This window comes from Acinetobacter higginsii (genome assembly GCF_000369525.1).
In the GTDB taxonomy this organism is placed as follows: domain Bacteria; phylum Pseudomonadota; class Gammaproteobacteria; order Pseudomonadales; family Moraxellaceae; genus Acinetobacter; species Acinetobacter higginsii.
In genome coordinates this window covers 312666-330148 of record NZ_KB850073.1, presented here as the reverse complement: position 1 = coordinate 330148, position 17483 = coordinate 312666, and the positions used below count along the sequence as shown (strand labels likewise).

22 protein-coding genes and 1 tRNA gene are annotated in these 17483 nt (G+C 39.6%); 5 read left to right on the top strand and 18 right to left on the bottom strand.

Annotated elements, in window-relative coordinates; all coding sequences use genetic code 11:
• Positions 1-12 precede the first annotated feature (12 nt).
• Both F902_RS20070 and queA read right to left on the bottom strand, forming a co-directional pair.
• Positions 13-1041: a hypothetical protein gene (locus F902_RS20070; RefSeq protein WP_005206302.1), complete on the bottom strand. Its 1029-nt coding sequence runs from the start codon at positions 1039-1041 to the stop codon at positions 13-15.
• A 178-nt stretch (positions 1042-1219) separates the two neighbouring features.
• Positions 1220-2257, bottom strand: a complete 1038-nt coding sequence (queA, locus tag F902_RS20065) for a tRNA preQ1(34) S-adenosylmethionine ribosyltransferase-isomerase QueA (protein ID WP_005206301.1) — start codon at positions 2255-2257, stop codon at positions 1220-1222.
• A gap of 180 nt (positions 2258-2437) precedes the next feature.
• Here queA and F902_RS20060 point away from each other — a divergent pair.
• Both F902_RS20060 and F902_RS20055 read left to right on the top strand, forming a co-directional pair.
• A tRNA-Leu gene (locus F902_RS20060) sits at positions 2438-2524 on the top strand.
• A gap of 169 nt (positions 2525-2693) precedes the next feature.
• A complete protein-coding gene (locus F902_RS20055; RefSeq protein ID WP_005206300.1) occupies positions 2694-3761 on the top strand; it encodes a tyrosine-type recombinase/integrase in 1068 nt (355 codons plus the stop codon).
• 23 nt (positions 3762-3784) lie between these two features.
• Here F902_RS20055 and F902_RS20050 read toward each other — a convergent pair whose 3' ends face one another.
• The 9 genes from F902_RS20050 to F902_RS20010 form a co-directional block, all read right to left on the bottom strand.
• On the bottom strand, positions 3785-4603 hold the full coding sequence (locus tag F902_RS20050) for a DUF4393 domain-containing protein (RefSeq protein ID WP_005206299.1): 819 nt from the start codon (positions 4601-4603) through the stop codon (positions 3785-3787).
• Between the two features lie 94 nt (positions 4604-4697).
• On the bottom strand, positions 4698-4994 hold the full coding sequence (locus F902_RS20045) for a hypothetical protein (protein WP_005206298.1): 297 nt from the start codon (positions 4992-4994) through the stop codon (positions 4698-4700).
• A gap of 9 nt (positions 4995-5003) precedes the next feature.
• Positions 5004-5357, bottom strand: a complete 354-nt coding sequence (locus tag F902_RS20040; protein ID WP_005206297.1) for a single-stranded DNA-binding protein — start codon at positions 5355-5357, stop codon at positions 5004-5006.
• Positions 5345-5851, bottom strand: coding sequence for a hypothetical protein (locus F902_RS20035; RefSeq protein WP_005206296.1), 507 nt, complete (start codon positions 5849-5851; stop codon positions 5345-5347). Before F902_RS20035 ends, F902_RS20040 begins: the two co-directional genes overlap by 13 nt.
• 3 nt (positions 5852-5854) lie before the next feature.
• Positions 5855-6286, bottom strand: a complete 432-nt coding sequence (locus F902_RS20030; protein WP_005206294.1) for a DUF2528 family protein — start codon at positions 6284-6286, stop codon at positions 5855-5857.
• Positions 6287-6347: 61 nt separating this feature from the next.
• The gene (locus tag F902_RS20025; RefSeq protein ID WP_005206292.1) at positions 6348-6551 is read right to left on the bottom strand and encodes a hypothetical protein; all 204 of its coding nucleotides are present in this window, start codon (positions 6549-6551) and stop codon (positions 6348-6350) included.
• Between the two features lie 30 nt (positions 6552-6581).
• Positions 6582-6917: a hypothetical protein gene (locus F902_RS20020; RefSeq protein WP_005206290.1), complete on the bottom strand. Its 336-nt coding sequence runs from the start codon at positions 6915-6917 to the stop codon at positions 6582-6584.
• A complete protein-coding gene (locus tag F902_RS20015) occupies positions 6914-9643 on the bottom strand; it encodes a toprim domain-containing protein (protein WP_005206289.1) in 2730 nt (909 codons plus the stop codon). Before F902_RS20015 ends, F902_RS20020 begins: the two co-directional genes overlap by 4 nt.
• Positions 9644-9735: 92 nt before the next feature.
• Positions 9736-9927 (bottom strand): hypothetical protein, encoded by a 192-nt coding sequence (locus F902_RS20010; protein WP_005206288.1) that lies wholly within the window; start codon positions 9925-9927, stop codon positions 9736-9738.
• 92 nt (positions 9928-10019) lie between these two features.
• On the opposite strand from F902_RS20010, the gene F902_RS20005 reads away from it, so the two are divergent.
• On the top strand, positions 10020-10364 hold the full coding sequence (locus F902_RS20005; protein WP_005206286.1) for a helix-turn-helix domain-containing protein: 345 nt from the start codon (positions 10020-10022) through the stop codon (positions 10362-10364).
• A gap of 41 nt (positions 10365-10405) precedes the next feature.
• On the opposite strand, the gene F902_RS22815 is transcribed toward F902_RS20005, so the two are convergent.
• Positions 10406-10621 (bottom strand): hypothetical protein, encoded by a 216-nt coding sequence (locus F902_RS22815; RefSeq protein ID WP_005206284.1) that lies wholly within the window; start codon positions 10619-10621, stop codon positions 10406-10408.
• A 718-nt stretch (positions 10622-11339) separates the two neighbouring features.
• On the opposite strand from F902_RS22815, the gene F902_RS19990 reads away from it, so the two are divergent.
• Positions 11340-11597, top strand: coding sequence for a hypothetical protein (locus F902_RS19990; RefSeq protein WP_005206282.1), 258 nt, complete (start codon positions 11340-11342; stop codon positions 11595-11597).
• A gap of 17 nt (positions 11598-11614) precedes the next feature.
• On the top strand, positions 11615-12214 hold the full coding sequence (locus tag F902_RS19985; RefSeq protein WP_005206281.1) for a putative periplasmic lipoprotein: 600 nt from the start codon (positions 11615-11617) through the stop codon (positions 12212-12214).
• A 98-nt stretch (positions 12215-12312) separates the two neighbouring features.
• Here F902_RS19985 and F902_RS19980 read toward each other — a convergent pair whose 3' ends face one another.
• The 6 genes from F902_RS19980 to F902_RS19960 form a co-directional block, all read right to left on the bottom strand.
• On the bottom strand, positions 12313-12552 hold the full coding sequence (locus F902_RS19980; RefSeq protein WP_005206280.1) for a hypothetical protein: 240 nt from the start codon (positions 12550-12552) through the stop codon (positions 12313-12315).
• Positions 12553-12753, bottom strand: a complete 201-nt coding sequence (locus tag F902_RS19975; RefSeq protein ID WP_005206279.1) for a TraR/DksA C4-type zinc finger protein — start codon at positions 12751-12753, stop codon at positions 12553-12555.
• On the bottom strand, positions 12738-12986 hold the full coding sequence (locus F902_RS22235) for an ogr/Delta-like zinc finger family protein (protein WP_005206278.1): 249 nt from the start codon (positions 12984-12986) through the stop codon (positions 12738-12740). The genes F902_RS19975 and F902_RS22235 overlap by 16 nt, the downstream gene beginning before the upstream one ends.
• A 133-nt stretch (positions 12987-13119) precedes the next feature.
• Positions 13120-14427, bottom strand: coding sequence for a contractile injection system protein, VgrG/Pvc8 family (locus F902_RS19970; RefSeq protein ID WP_005206277.1), 1308 nt, complete (start codon positions 14425-14427; stop codon positions 13120-13122).
• A complete protein-coding gene (locus F902_RS19965; RefSeq protein ID WP_005206275.1) occupies positions 14428-14868 on the bottom strand; it encodes a phage tail protein in 441 nt (146 codons plus the stop codon). It lies immediately after the preceding gene.
• Positions 14869-14874: 6 nt separating this feature from the next.
• Complete coding sequence (locus F902_RS19960) at positions 14875-17397, bottom strand: phage tail tape measure protein (RefSeq protein ID WP_005206274.1); 2523 nt, start codon at positions 17395-17397, stop codon at positions 14875-14877.
• Between the last annotated feature and the right edge of the window lie 86 nt (positions 17398-17483).

The window sequence follows — 17483 nt, the reverse complement described above, 5'->3', positions numbered from 1 at the left end:
ATTGCTCAATCATTAGCGAATTAAATTCAGCATCAATTGTTGAAACTTATGATATTGCGGCATGGTCATGGTTCTTAAATGTCCACGTAATGCTGGAATATCCTGAATGTCACTGCGTTTACTGGCTGTTTGGAAAAGATTTTGTTCGCCGACGTAACACATGATTTGTTCCTCATGATGATAAATTAAATCACCTGTAAAATGTTGAAAAAAATCATGTAACTTTAAGGTCAGACTAGGGCTCACCTCTTTTGCGAGTCGGTGTTGATCTAAGCCAAAAATATTCAATTCTTGGTTAATCAAAATATCGCTGCTTTGCCATGAGCTGGTATAAGGTTCAAAAAAACGAGAACGTTGATTGCTGACGGCAATTCCTAAGGCTGGCATTTGAAAAATAAACGCGCCCCACAAATCTTTATGGATTTCTTTAACGATTTTCTTATCGCTGCTTTGATCCTGAAGGATCGGCATTTCACTAACATAGTGATATTGAAACAGTAGAACCTGATGTTCTGTATTGCCATCATGCCATGTGGTCGACGCGTATTGGGTAATCTCGTTGGCTTCATTGCCGCGATTAAATAGGGGGAAATGTTGTTTTAACTTACTGATCACCAAAAGTGGCTGTGCTTGAATCGGTAAATAAGCAGGCAATTGCTGGAACTGCAAACCATAGCGTAATACGGTCATACGTTCTTCTAGATAATTGATGACGCGCGTTAATGGCTCTTGTGGTTCATAAAGCAGATAGGCCAGAAAACCGGTTAAAAATGCCCCGAGTAGACTCCAGATATATTGAATATGCGGATGTAAGAAATAACCAAACACCAAGGTGCCAACACTGATCAGTGCTAATAAATAGGGTAGGACATTAAAAAAACGCAGGCTGTGATCGTCACGCCATGGGTGCAAGGCATCTAATAGAGCCTGATCACTATGCGCTTTCTGTCCAACATCCCACAATCGTGCAATATTGCGAAAAACCTGCGCATTTTTTTTACGTCTGATATGCAGCGCTTGTTGTACAGTGTCGATCGGCATGGAAATAATCGTTTCATTATAATAGGTTGGTCTTGTTTGAATTATGCTTTAAATTTCAGAAACTAAGAAGTCTATAATCTGAATCTAGTTGAGTTTTATTATTTTGAATGAATGACTTTTACCAAAGCATTTTTATAGTAAAAATCGACTAAACCGTAATTTAGTCGATTGATCAATATTAAGCGTCGAACTTATCCACCAACATCGCATCGCCATAACTAAAAAAGCGATAGCGTTGCTCCACTGCATGGGTATAAGCAGCCAAGATATTGTCTCGATTGGAAAGTGCTGAAACCAACATCAATAAGGTTGATTCAGGCAAATGGAAGTTGGTAATCAAACGATCCACGATACAGAACTGATAACCTGGATAGATAAAGATCTGGGTATCACCAGTCCACGCTGCAATTTTGCCTTGATTGGCTTGTGCTGCACTTTCTAAGGCACGGGTCGCCGTGGTTCCCACTGCAATCACTTTATTACCACGCGCTTTGGTTGCCAAAATCAGGTCAATGGTCGCTTGTGGTACATCACACCATTCACTGTGCATAATGTGATTGGTAATGTCTGTGGTACGCACAGGCATAAACGTTCCTGCACCGACATGTAACGTGACAAAGGTTTTTTGCACGCCTTTGGCTTCTAGTTTTTCTAATAAGCCTTGGTCGAAATGCAGACTCGCTGTTGGTGCAGCAACACTGGCAATTTTTTCAGGGTCGTGGAACACGGTTTGATAACGTTCAGTATCAATCTCTTCGGCTTCACGGTTGAAATAAGGTGGAATCGGGAGTTGGCCGTATTGATCTAGTACCGATAGAATCGGTTGTGAAAATTTCACCACAAACAGATTTTCATGGCGACCCTGTACGGTGACAGGCACAGCATCTTCACCGATATACAGTTCTGCGCCTGCTTTGGGGGAGTTACTTGATTTAATATGGCAATGTGCCGTGTGGGTATCCAACATGCGCTCAACCAGAACTTCGATTGCACCACCTGTAGCACGTTTACCTTTTAAGCGTGCTTTCATGACTTTGGTGTCATTCAGTACCAGCAGATCGCCGTCTTCGAGCAGGTCAATAATATCGGTAAAGGCGTGGTCGTGATATTGACCTTGCGCATCGATATGCAGCAGGCGAGATGCGCTACGGCTGTCTAACGGATAGCGAGCAATAAGTTCATCGGGGAGATCAAACGAAAAGTCGGAGAGTTGCATACATCTAAAACATTGCAAAAATTGGGCGTAGTATAGTCTTTTTTGCGTTTTCTCGCTGAGTTCGCGTGTTTATTGAGAGAAAAATATCTGAGTGATTTAAAAGTGAGCAATAAGCGTGAGTTAGTGTTTGACAATAAAATCAAACAGGTTATTATACGCAACACAAAGCATCGCACTCTTCCCGAGGTGGTGAAATTGGTAGACGCGGCGGACTCAAAATCCGCTGTCAGAGATGACGTGTCGGTTCGAGTCCGACCCTCGGGACCAAGCGAAAGCTTACACAGATTATTTAAAGCCCCAAGCCTTATATATCAAAGGCTTGGGGCTTTGTCGTTTCTGGCTGTTATGTTTTTTTACGGTATTTTTCGGGATTATTTGGTATATATCTCCACCCGTTTTCCACCCGACCACACACAATGAAGGAATTACTTATTTTATGAGCGTATCGGTTTATCAGCGTCCTAACAAAAAATGGAAAGCAGACGTCCTGGTGAATGGAGTCCGCAAGACAAAAACTTGTAAAAATAAAATTGATGCAACGAACTGGGGTAGAGCAGAGGAACGTGATTTATTGCTCAATGCATCTACAGCTGAAGCATTAAAGAAAAAAACGGTGCTCACCGTGCGTGAAGCACTGCAGAAATATAGTGATGAGGTTTCTATTCATAAAAAGACGGCCAAAAAAGAACGAAATCGGGTGGAATATTTCAAAGAAAACCTTCCCAACGTTGATTGGCCACTGATTGCATATAAAAGTGAATTCATTAAGCAATGGGAAGATTCAGTCATGAAGCGATCTATCCGACCGCTGAAGGCTTCAAGTGTGTTGCGTGATTATTCATTACTATCAGCTTTCTTTAATTGGTGCCGGTTAGATAAACACTGGATTGATTTTAATCCTGTTCAAGACATCCGGAAGCCAAAAAAACCAAATAACCGTGAAAGACGTGTCGAAGAAGATGAACTGGTGAAAATGCTCACTGCTTTAAAATATAAGCCAGGAACGGTACCAGAAACGAAAACACAAGAAGTGGGTTTGGCGTGGCTCATTGCTATGGCCACGGGTATGAGATCCGGAGAAATCGTGAATCGATTGCCTAAGGATGTACATTTAGATAAACGTTATGTTCAATTGGATGATACTAAAAACGGAACGGCCAGAAAGGTCCCATTAGATGATTTTGCGCTTCAGCTGTGGACGCTGGCCTTGAAAATTGACCGGAAGGGGAGTCCTAAAGTATTTACAATTTCTGATTCTTCACGAGATGCGCTGTTCCGTAAAGCACGAAAACAGGCTGGTTTAGAGAATGCAGATCTGACTTTTCACGATTCCAGACATGAAGCTGCATCACTCATGGCCAGACGGATTAAAAACGCTCTTACACTGTGTAAGATTTTTGGATGGAAGGATCCAAAACAGGCCCTTACTTACTACAATCCGACTAATGATGAGATCCTAGAAGAATTAAATATGTCGGCTGGTTTAAGCCGGTTATTGGCTTAATGGATAAAAATAGATGTTAGAAATTAATCTTCTCTTTTTTGCTTTGAAGGAGATTCAATTACAGCATCTAGAAATAATTTTCCATAATTAGTGACATATAAAGATTGACGTTGTGAATTGAGTTTTGAATGTGATAATAATGAAACGCGTTGAAAATTTGCGCCAGCTCTGTGTAAATTTCTTTCGATGTTACTTTCAAGATCTTTAAACATTTCAATTTGAGTAGTATTGGAATCAGTAATATAAATTATTCCAAGCCCTTCAAAGTTTTCCAAATAACCCGCGAGATTATTTGGAAACTGTAGTTTTATAAAATTATTATGCATTTCCAACAAATACATTTGAAATGCTTCAGATTTTCTAAGACTGTATCTAAAATAATGTTTAGGTGTAATGGATTGATTTTTTTTGAAAAAATCAAGTAATAGCGCCTCATCTGGCGATAAAGAGTTAATTATATTTATAAAGCTTGGGTGTGCTTTATCATTTTCTTTTTTAATTGTTGCTTTTGCTAAAAGCTCAACATATAAGTTTCTTAGTTCCTCATTAGTGACATAACTAAGTTTCTCAATAATTGGAATACCAATCTCTGGTGGAACTTCTGATATATCTTCAACTGGTGTGTCTTTAATACGGTCACTGTACTTTTCTAAATTATTTTTTAAGCAAATATTTAACTTTTCTGTCCCCCATGAAGTTAACAAATGGAGAAATAGTCCAATACTCGTAATTGCAGCTAAACCAAGCCCTACATTTCTGGCAGCTGGTTGAGCCATATCTTTATACAATTCTAAAAAAATTGGGGAAAGTTCGCCTAGCCCAGTAATGTCTTTGATTTCCATAGTTTGAATGTTGCTCAAAAAACTTTTAAAAAAATATTGTATGGAAAATTAGATTAAGTCAATAAATAAAAAGCCACCTTTCGGTGGCTTATGCTTAACTGTAGTTCACGTTGGATTTATCGAAGGCCATAGCGTATTTAATAATATCTGTAGCCTTCCAGCGGAGTGACATGCGTTCACCTTTTGGATCTGTTGGTAGCTCTCTACCTGGTGGAAAATATTTATTACTCATGATATTTCGTTTGGTGTAATCCACCGTATATTTAAAATAATTTGCAATATCATGTTCATCCCATACTTGGCATTCAATCGGGATAATCGGTTTAGAATCAATTTGCTTCATGATTTTAAGAAGCGTTTTTTCAATAATAGAATCAATATTTACTGTCATTTTTGTTCCTTAAACTGGACTAGCTGCAGAAAGCCCATCGAGCACTTGTAAATGATTGGCTCTAACTTCCGTTATATATTGGTGATTACGGCTCTGGTCGGTCCACTGACGTGTGTGAATAGATCCTTCAATGTAAACCTTCGATCCTTTTTTCAGGAATTTCATGGCGATTTCACCGGTTTTATTATGTGCCACTATGCGGTGCCATTCGGTGTGTTCCATCCAGTCGCCAGTACGCTTATCTTGCCATTTTTCAGAAGTGGCAATGGAAAATTGAGTATAAGATCCGCCATTTGGGAATGTTTTGGAGATTGGATCTGCACCCAAAGTACCCACTAAAATTGCTTTGTTTACTCCACGCATGGTTTTTGCTCCTGAGCTTCTTGGCGTTTTTCTGCTATGCATTCCTCTAAATGTTGAATAGCCTTAGATTTTGATGAGAATGGGCCTTGCCAACATTCATTAAAATAAATATCCCACTCGATAAGACCGTGTTCTTCTATTTGATCAAGTTGCACTGTGCCAAAAAATGGAATCTCGTGTGCCCACCAAGTTTTATTATCATCTGTTCCAAATTGGATTTTAGAGTTTTGGGCAATTGCTTCAGCTTTATAAACTCCTTCAGCATGTTTAATAAGATTCGCCACTGGTGAACCTTTCATAAACCAAGTTTGGTCAATCATGCAGTCATTATTTAGAGTTTGAGATTCATTGGTAAGCAAAAATGTTAGCCAGCAAATTTGAGTGGTTTCATTTTCATAAAGCTCTAAGTCTTCATTCCAATCGAAATTTTCAAGATCATGCTTCATTACAGATTCGAATTTTGAATGTATTTCAGGTGATGTTTTTTTAGACATGATTTATCCCTCCACCGTTACTGGATTGATTTCGAAATCATCTCCACTTACATGACTGTCAAAATAAAGTTTTGTAATTTCAAAACAGTCGCTATACCAGCCTTCTTCCTGAAAAATAGTATTTACACCCCATTTAAAAGGGGGGATTCCTACTCTCTCTTTCCCCTCAAAACAGGCAAAAAATACTGCTTTTCCAATCATTTTCAGTATGACTGCAACAATGTCTCCATTATTTTCATTTAGTCTGTCTTTGTAGCCAGACCAGAAGTTATTGTGCTCATGAAGCATTTCATCAGTGCATTTAATAACAACCGTGAACTCTAAATCACAGACATCGCTCCATTTGTCATAGGCGACTTTATATGTACGTGGTGCACACTGTAGATGGACTGGAATTTCCGCTTGTTTGTTTTCTACGTTAGAATCGTTTTGCATAATTGCTCTCCGGTAGTTGTGTGACACATGCAAAAGTGGCCGCTTTTGTATGTGTGCTGATTTAATTGCTGCTTTCGATCTTAGAAAGTTCTTTATCTACAATACCTTCAATGACTCTGAGTGTTTGTTGAGAAGCCCCGAGCAAGTAGTGATGATTAACACTCTCTTTTGTTTTTTCTTCGGCTTCCATCTCGTTAAAAATTTCAATTTTTCCCTTAATTGCTTGAAGTATTACCTTGACTTCAATAGTGGTTTTATCGTCCATCTAAATATCCTCGTATTTGTGAAAATAGCGTCACACGGCTTTATAAAGTAGGCTTTGCAACATGTTTACTTTGTTCTTCAGTTCTTCGTACTTTTCCCAATTCAGGTTTTTACGAATGATCTGAAGTACTTCCTTTGCTTCCCGACGTGCAGAACGTGTTTCCTGGTTGTTGAGGGCACAGATACAGCTTTGAACCTGAGTAATTGCTTCTTCAATGTTCTGTTGTTCACTGACTGAAATTCCTACTGAATTTAGGCCATAATCCCAAGTGCACGTAAATTGGCGGTTAAATTCCTCCTGTGCCATTTCACAATCAATAAAGGGCAGTTCATTAGGATCTAATTGATTCCAAATATCAGATTTCATACTTGCGATGCTCCGTAGCTTGGGTTGGTAAAGATCCAGCATTTCACTGTGTGAGAACGGTCGACAGAAATGTCATCCTCACCAGTAAGGTTTTTGGCTTCATCTGCTGGGTATTTGTTTGAGCGAACTGCTTTGTTCATATCAATAAATTTATAGCGTCGGCTGGTACGCAATAAATTCTTCATTTCTTTTATGTCTGGAAGGTTCTGAAAATTACGTGCAGCCACTTTGTAGACTTCATTCAAATTAATGGCCACTTGTTGTGCATCAACATCGTAATGATTCAGAGTGAATGCAGCACTGCGACTGCTATTTAGATATTCGTATGCATCCCAGAACTGTTCTACAAGCGGATGGTCGCCATTGAGTTGATTGACACGGTCCTCGGCCATCGTCATTAGCAATTCTTTGGCTGCCACAACTTCTTCTATGTCGATTGCATCATGTAAAACATGCTTGGCCAAAGCATCGATAAGGGCCGAAACTTGGGCATGGCAAAGTGCAATACGTGTATGAGTAATACCGTTGTTATGAAACTCTGCTTCTAACTCCTCGACCTTCTTGGAATATGTTTCTAGGATCTCTGTTTCTAGCTTCAGACAATGCGTCATATATATGCATGTATCTTCAATATCCATTCGGTCCAATTCGTCAACAATTCGCTTGGTTTCGAGTGACTGGCCTTTGCGGTCGAAGTAAATATGTAAGGTACGTGTCAGAATTGCTTCAGAAGCTTGAATTTGCGTGTTCTGTGAAATCATGATGGCACCACGGAAGGGTGGTTCATACGTTTCATTACCAGCAGTTTTTAGACCCTTTGAGCGGATTGCTCGGCCGTTGTATGCATCTTTTAATTCGTCCCAACTAAACTTGGCTTTGGCCACAGCATTGCCATTCTGGTCATTACGGTCGCCCTCGATGAGGACCACAGGCAAGTTAGAGATTTGTGCAAAATTACGATAGATCGCCACATTGGTAGATTTATTCGCATCAAAGCCTTCATAGTCAGCACGGCCGGACAGTTTCCACATGAACTCGATTAAACGAGATTTACCGGCACCAGCTTCACCTACGATTTCAATGAATGGATAAGAACTGTGCATGGCACGGATCTGTTCAGCGAAAAAAGATCCGGTCCACCAAGCTAAAGCGATTAATCCTTTAGCTCCACGTACTCGATAAAAATCCTTCCACCAGGTCGGCTTGAATTCCTTTTTAGGGTTCAATTTTATGGATGGACTTCCAGCTAAAGTTTTCAATTCTAAACGTCCTAGTTTGTAGAAATCGTGATCATTAATGTGGATAACATTTCCTTTATAAACAGCATGTTTTTCGAATATGTACGCTCCATATTCTTTGGTGTACCCCATGAAATCGATTGTTTTCACTTCTCGTAACCTCTCGGTGTTTTGCTTCATAAACGTTAAAAGTTGATGATTATTTCCGGTCCACCACGCACCCACTTGAACTGACAATAAACGTGGGCCGAATTTACCTGGTGCAGAAATATGGTCTGCAGTAAATGTGGCTTTCATTTCGTCATCGGGTGTTTGGATCTGGAAGTAGTACCAGGATTCATCTGTAATTTCGTTGCGCTGGAAGTACAACGGATTTAATTGGCGGTTGCAGATCTCGGCCACAGCTGCACATTGCTGAAGTGCAAGTTCACGCTTTTCGTTATCGAGTAAAAAATCTCTCTCCGGATCTGATTCAATGCGTTCTAATTCCTTGCTGTATTTGTCCATGTCTAAATTGAACCAATACAAACGGAAGTTATGATGAAAATAGAAGGTTCTGCGACGGCCTTCATTGAAGTTGTAAATTAATAAACCAGCTTGTTCTGGTGTTTCAGCAATGAGTAATTCGCCATAGTGCTGATATACCTTCCGGTTATCACTCTGCAGCTGATCACGCATATAAAGATCATTCCAGTCCATTCCACCAGCTGGTGGCTGGGCTGCAGTTGAATCCCATCCATCTTGTTTAGCTTTGATATGAAATTTACGTGTTGCTTTCTTACCAGCTGGATCCGGATCGAATGCCCAGCGGATACGTGGTTTCTGTTGCTTTAATTCAATACAACGTAAAGCAATCTGTTCAAGAAGCTTGGAAGGATAGTTTTCGGTGGACATGGTGGCAGCTGAAGGCTGACCAGCAAATGAAAGTGCAATCGCATTGAATATGCCTTCGGTGAACCAAATCGTTTGAGCTTTGCAAAGATCATCAAGCTCGTGAAGTGTCCAGGATAAACCCTTATATTCACCAATGAAGTTGGCTTTTTGACGGCCAAAACGCTCAGGACGGTCGATAAAACGTTCCCAATGCACATCATCTGCAATTTTGAAACGAACAGTGCTGGTATAAAGACCAGGATATTTTTTTTCATTGGCGAAGGTTTCTTGGGTGTATGTACCTTTTAACTTGGCAATATCAAAGCCACGTGCATTGATGAGATACGCATCTGCTGCAGCATGTGGGTGTTCTTTGGTACGTGGGAATTCTTTTGACCAGTCTTTAAAAAGATCGTCACAGATCTCTTTTACATGTTCTTCATATCCACATTTGTTTAAACGTCCACATTTAACAATCCGTGGTGATTCAGCATGTGTAAAAAGTTCCTTTTTACCGCAATTAGGACATAACCCTTCACGGTACCATTCCCCAACTTTCTTGAAGTTGAATAATTGATTGAGTCTGTCGTCAATGCGTTTTTGTATTACTGACATTTAATAAAACCACTTAAATTTGTGTAACTGTTTGAGATTGTGAATATTTTGTTTGCGTTTGTAGCTTTTCATGCAGACAAATATGACTTTGATTACAATCGCTCATCCGTTTCGGTTGGCTTAAATGCAGGGCAGTTTTCCAACATAAATTCACGGATGAAAACAGCAGGCCGTTTTTTCTGATTGAAGGCAGCTGCTTCAAGTGCAGCCATTTGTTTTTCAGTCCAGCGAACCATCGTGCTTTCTGTGTGGTGCTGTTTAGTTTGATCATTTGACTTGTTCATGCGAAAATCACCATAAATCGTTACTTAGTAACTCAGTAACCATAATTTAGTACGAATAATGGTGATAATCAAGTGCTTTTTCGGGAAAAAGTATGAAAAATGATGATTTGTCGTCTCGTGGCAGCCGACTAAGAGACGAGCGGAGACGCTTGGGGTTTAATAATCAAGAAGATCTTGCGGATATTTTAAAGGTTAAAAAAAACTCAGTTGTTCGCTATGAGAAGCACAATGCTGCTTTAGATACTGATCAACTGGATCTGTTGGAAGATCATGGTTTTAATATTCCGTATATTCTTTGGGGAGTGGATCAATTAGCAAAAAGTGAGTTTACGGAAGATGAAACAAAGTTAATTCAGTTGTTTCGACAAACTAAGGAAGATATGCGCCCAGGACTAATTTCTTTAATAGAGACATACGCAAATAATTTTAAGTCATAATCTATCAAATACTTAAAACCCAGCCTTAGCTGGGTTTTTATTTATCTGGTGTGGACCGCTCTGGATATATTACTTACTTGGTGATGAATCGTATTGATGATGGCCGAAAAATCCTTTTCTGTTAGATGGTCATCAACTTTCATTTTCGTCATTGCGTATAAAAAGCTTTCTAAATTTTCCAATGGAAATTCAATTTCATCCAATATTTCTTCAGCCGACATTTTTTTATGGCTGCTAATGTCTAACGTAGAGTGCATTTCTCCCCCTGTCTATGATCGTGGGCGTATTGTCTTAAATTTCTTATGTGAAATACAGAGGGGGCGCGACACCTTTTGACGTTCTGCACTTCACATAAAGTTTAATTTATCCAGTTAGTTAAATTTACTGAATGAAAAAAATATCCTGAGTATCAATACCCAAGAAACAATATTGAGAATGTTAAAACAACGACTAGGGAGAATACACCACCTTCGTAGGTGTTCTTGAACACCTTTTGGATCCGGAGACGTCTTGCCTTACGACGATATGCTTCCATGTCGTAAATAGGGGAGTGTTCTTTGAGAATATTTTGGGTGTGATTGTGTTTTGAAGTGAATGATTTCATTTTTACTATTCCTGTTTGTCAAGTTTACCCTGACACCATCACTTCTCACGGTAATGGTGGCGGGCTGAATAGGGGTGAGAAACCATCCCAAACAGAAGATGGCAAAATCGCTTATGCGATAATACCTATCCAGCCCACCATAAAGGCACAGCCGAATTTTACACAAAAAAAGAGTCCTTAGCGGACTTTTTGCGCCTGTTTGAAATTCAGGTTCTCACGCCTGACCACAGATTTTGCTGTAGTTTAATTAGCGTAACTTAGTTACTATTAAGGCGTCAAGAGATTATTATTTTGATGATTATGAACAGTAAAAAAAAAGATTTGTGATTAAATATTGAGTTTAAAGACAGGCTTTTTTCTAGGTAATGAAAATGACTTCAATTTTAGATTTGAAAAAAACCATTGAAAACTTTGGTGGAGTCGAGAGGATCCACGAAGCCCAAATGAAGCAAGATAGATGGGATGTTTATTGCTGGGAAACAAAGCATTGGTATACATCAAGATATTGGGCAAAGTTCATGCAAGATAAATACACAGGTGTGACCATGCATGAATTAGTTTGTACTCAGCATGATTACGAAAAGCTAATGCATCGACTAGAAATTTTTAATAACGATACGCAAGATTGATTTAGTTGGATTTAGAAATGAAGTTATTACTTATTATTTTAATATGTTCTTTTGGGTTTGCTGCTTGTTCAAGTCCAGATAATGAAAATCAGTCTATAAAATCACAAGAAAAAATTGATAAAGAAGCAGAACAATATAAAAAAGAAATATTAAAGCAACAACAAGAGCTTGCGGATTCAGATAAACCTAATTTTGATTGGCCAAAAGTTAATTATAGTCAGTCAGTTCCTAAAGTTAATATCAATAATGATTCAGAAATTTTAAAAGCAGTAGGAAAACCCATTGTTGATCAAGAAGATTCAACAAAAAACAAGGGTGAACCAAGCAAAACATACTGGTTTAGCAAAGATTTATCGAACTATTTACAAATAGATTTAAGTCAAGAATTTATTGAAGTGACATGGCATTTCGATAGTGAAAATATTGATAAATCGACTGCTACTTTTAAAGATGGCCAGAAAATAACTCAAGCTTTGTTAGGAAGTAAAACTGGTGGTGAACTTTATGAACATATTTCAGAGGGTCTGAAATATAAGGAATTGGTTTTAGATGAGGGTATCGTCATTCAAAATGCTAGATGTGGCCATTTTGTTTGTCGATATAAAATATTAAGATAAATTTTAAAGAATATAATCCCAAAAATAAGGCCCCTAAATAGGGGCTTTGTTTTATGCAAAGTAATATAGGAATAAAGCAATACAAATAATTATACCTATCATGATTCCGAGAAGGGTTGGGTAAAGCCACATGGATCCACCAATTGAATTTTAGCGTTATGTTCGTTGATTGCTTTTAATAACATTTCTTTTTCTTCCTCAGTTAATTCACCAGTAATCACTAGCGGAGTAGGAGTTAAAAGTTTACTTAACCGAATGAAATGATAATCAAGAATCAGCCATAGAATAATGAGAGATAATACAAAAAGAACAATCAAAAAAATCATGAAATTTGTCATTTAAAAGTACCTTTTTGCAAGTTTTTCTTGAGTATTTTTACATTCCAAACAAAGCGTTACTGAACCGTAACGTTGACGCTCTACTGGAATGTCATTACCACATTCTTCACATTCCGTGAGTGATGGACGACTGAAGTCTTTTGGTTGAATCTGAACCTGTTTAAGTTGTAATTCTTGTGCTAGATCTATTTTGTCTGACATGAAGATTTCCCCTGGCCTAAATGTGCCGAAACTGGTAGCTGTATTTCTGGATTTGGAACTGAAGGAGGGGAAAGCTGGAATTTTAATTCCATAAATCCGATAGCAGTAAAACCACAATCCAGATTTTGACATTGCCCTTTATAGCGACGTAAAACCGGACTTTCAGCTTCACTTGAACGGATAGAAAAAGCAGAACCACAGTGAGGACACGTTAGTTGTCTTTTTCCTGACATATAATAATCACCATTTATCGTACTAAGTTTTACAATTGTAATACAGTAATAACGTTAAATGGTGATTATTATTCTTTTTGTGTTGAAAAACCATTTCCTTTTGTGTCCTTGCTTACCCCAGCAAGGATTTTTTTTATTTGCCTTTTCTGGCTCGGTCAATTCTGGCCTGTTCTCGTTTTAATGCGACTGTTGCAGTCCCTTTACTCACATATAAATGCGTCAACTTCAGCGGATTAGTTTGATCACCTGAAGTTAAGGTATTGGTTTTACCTTTATCATGGTAATAGACGATTACACCGGTATATTCGGCATAATTTCTACCCGTTTTTTTCTTCTTGGCTGGTTTATCTTGTTCCGGATCTCTTGCTTCAAATAAGGTAGAAATATCATCTGCACTTGGAAGTTGGACTTCGAGTTCAACAGCTGTTGTAAAACCATTGTCATTGATCGTATGTGTGATGTTGGTCCCTAACCAGACAATATCTTCAATTTGTGGCTTTAAACCGGAGAAGATAAATTCCTGTTCCGGGATAATCTCCGGACGACCATACGCCAGGGTGTAACTCAGCTTTTGTGCAGATCGTTTGCACCGGTTGTATTCTGCCTGGGCTGCCAGCTCTGCCGTTTTCTTGTCACGGTGGATATAACGGATCTCTTTTAAATTGTCCTCATTATCACCAGCAACGACATAAAGCTTTTTGGATTTGGAAGCATCATAATAATATGCCTTCACGCCAGTGATCCGGTCCGTGCCGGTGCCAGTTGTGTAATTATGACCATCACCTTCAGCACGGATAATATAAACAGTGGGGAGGGGTAAACCTGATACGGTTTGACTGGTACCACGGGGCAATAAAATTAAATGGCTGTTCTTTACCGTAGCAATAGCATCATGTTCGTCGGCAATTCGTGTTATCAAATTGGCATCACTTTCATTCTGCGCAATGTACGAAATTACCTGATTGGCCAATGAATCATGAACAATGGTTTTTAATTCATATTCGGCACCAATGGTTTCAAAAATCTCCTTAATTGTTTTCTTGCTGAAGCTACGTTCACGCTTCTGTTTCAGACCTTCAGAAATATCATTACTGAAGGCTGAAATTGTTAAAACATCTGGTGCACCACGGTGACTTGTAGACTCAACTTTGAATTTTCCTTTATGCACTAAGCCAGTGTTTGACCAGCCGATCCAGGCTTGAATAATCGCTCCTTCAGGTGGAATTTCTAACTGGCTATCTGTATCGTCTAATTCAATTTCAAGTGAGTCGACCACAAGGCCACGGTTATCCTTGAGCGTCAGCGAAATTAAGCGTCCTGCAATCAGATAGGTAATGTCATTACCTTCCACTTCAATTTTATAAATACATGATGGATATTCAGTTTCAGATTGATATGCGGATGCATAGCCTTCAAAAGTTTTAATTGCTTGTTCAAACATTTAAATTGCCCGATTCAGCGCACCAGCTGCCATACCGATAAGAGATCCCATTAAGGTTGGTTGCCATTCCTTAATTACCTTTAAGGTAATGGTGAAATCAGTTTTTCTGGCTGCACCATCTTTGAAAAAATATGTTTTGGTTTCATCTAGGCTTTCGATAATGACAAGACCATAAATCTTGCCTGTACCTTCAATCAATGTATAAGCCTTGCCTGTATCTGCCATTGCTCTGATCTGGTCCAAAGTGACACGGCTGTGCGTCAGTTCGTGGTAGGTGGTTCCCTTCAGGGTAATTGTATCTTCCCCTTTACCAGTAAACTGATAAGCCGGTGTATTACCAATCCGGTTATTACTTGGGTGTCGCCAGCTGGTGACACGTTGTAATTCTTCATAAGAAGCAGTTCGTAATGAAAACACGAATAAACCTAGAACCATCATCATGTTTGTTTACTCCGAATCTGTTAGAAAGCGACGTCGTGCATCAACTTGTTCTTGTTGAATACGTTGCATTTCTTCTCTGATTGCTTTTGCAGTTTCACGGACTGGCTGGCCCTGTTCTGCTTTAATTGTGATGTGAATGGTATCGTTGCTGATAAAGCTGCCACCCCCACGATTTGCACTAATTGGAGTAACGGGCGTTACTTTGGCTGTGGTGCCAGTAGTAATGACGTTACGTGTTGCTTGCTGGGTAGCCTTAACTGGCAAGTTATAGTTTTGGGCAATGCCTAACGCCATACCTTGCATGGTGTAGTCACCAATGCCCATAAATACACGAGAAGGGGAGTGGATGCCCAGGATTGTTCTGGCCTTGTTAATTACCCCCTCTACTGCTCCGGAGAGAGCATCTTTAACTTCCCCTACTTTGGATAAGATCCCATTTTTTAGGCCGGTTAAAATCATGCTGCCAAAGCCGGTAAACTTTGCTGGTAGATCGATGCCGAACCAGGACATTACCTTTGCAAATGCGGAATAGAAAAGGCCGATAGGGGACCAGTTAATAATTAAGGCTGAAACACCTGATATACCGCCACTAAATGCAGTTTTTACTTGTCCCCACAGTCCAGAAAAGAATCCTTTGATTGGTTCCCAATTTTTATAAATAAGGTACGCACCAAGGGCAATTGCAGTAATAGCCAAGCCAATCGGATTGGCCAACATTAAACGGCCAAGAAATAAGAAAGCTTGGCCAACACCCATAAAGGCCATTTTAAGCAGACCAAATACAGCTGGAATTTTAGAGAATACAGAAGCAAAAACAGATCCGCCCATTGTCAGAGAGGTCATGACTAGGCGCAGACTTGCCATTCCAAGAAGTAAAGGTGATAAAACAAGAAGTGCACCACCTATGGCGACTAAACTAGTGGCCACAATAATCAGACCAGTCCCCAGGGCTTTTGCTGCAGTTGGGTTTTTATCCATCCAAGCAGTAAACGATTGAGTTGCATTGGTGGCCATTTCAATTGCTTTGGTGTAGATCGGGAGAATGGTACGGCCAAATTTTAAATAAGCGTCATGTAATTTGGCTTTGGCTTCGTATTCTTTACCAGCGGTTGTATTGGACGCTTTGCCGTATAACTGGTCGATGTTATCGGCACCGGCATTCATTTTTGCACTTTTATTGATGATGTCACGCTGAAGGTACATATCACCGAATAAATTTGATGCCGTTCGATTGGTGAAGATACTGCCGATGGCATCTAATACATCACTTTTTTCTGTGATCCCATTCTTGGCCAGCGTAGGGAGAAGAATTTGCTCCATCCATGCGAATTGGTCCTTTTTGAAAATATCGGCACCTTTAATGGCTCCCACATCCAGATAGGAAATTTGTCCAGCTTTATCATGTTTTAATTTACTTGGATCTTCGACCAATCCAAGTTTAAGCATATTGTTAGCTGCACGTTTTGTGGTTCGGCCCTGGTAAATATTCTGATATGCAGACATGGCAGCTGTACCAAAGCGGTTTCCACCCCATTCCTGGACAATGGATTCCATTTTGTAATACAAGGCTTCATCTGTAAGACCTTTAACCGCAATACCACCTGTTTTGATCGCATTCAGCCATTCATTACCCTGTACACGTCCACCAGTGGCGGTGATGACTTGTTGAATCTTGTTGGCCTGATCCTGAAAGGCTTTTTCACTTTTTAAGCCACCACGGAGTTCAATAACTTTGAGCATGTCCATGAAAGCACGTTCATTTTCTTCGCCTTTTTCATGGCCAAACATTGCCTGATTTGAAAATTTCATTTTTGCCAGGGTAGGCGCCACCATTTCCGCATGATGTAGGTCTGAGAAAATAGTGAGTCCGTCACGTAACAATGTCATGTTATCCAGGATAGAAGTCCCAAATGTGTCCATTGCTTCAGCGTATTTAATCGCTTTGCGTGTTACATCTTCACCCATGCCAAGTGCAGCAATACGATTACTTTCAACGTCTACACGTTTGCTTTCATTAATGGGCTGGCGCATGGCGTAAAGTAAACCAACTCCGCCAAAACCAGCGGTCATACCTGCAGCTGCTCCATTTCGTGCAATTGAACTATAGCGGTGATATTGCTGTTGTGCTCGGTTCAGACGTTGTAATGCTTGTTGTTGTTGGTTCAGCTCCATTGTGGCTTGATGGGTACGCTGCCGAAGCCTGGTTTCATCTTCAGCCAGACGATTTACATTGATACCAGCAACGTTTAGATCCCGTGTAACACTGGATAATTCTGCACCCTGTTGTTTGAATGTTGCCGAAGTACGTCGGATTGCCTGTTCAAGTGATTTCATACGCTTCACTTGATCTTCTGTAAGGCTTCCAGTTTTACTTTGATCCTTCAGTAATTTGTATTCATCACGGTATTTTTTTAATGCTGCGGAAGTTTTGCCAATGGCAGCTTGAAGTGATCGATAGTTCTCAATTTTTCTTTGCTGTGCATTGAGTTCTTTTAATTCTGAAGTCGTTCTTTTTAAGATTGCAGCCATTGATTTGGATCCACCTACGATGTTTGCGATGGGTCCCGATAATTTATCAATACCGTTGAAAAGGACTTCTAATTTTAGTCTGGCCA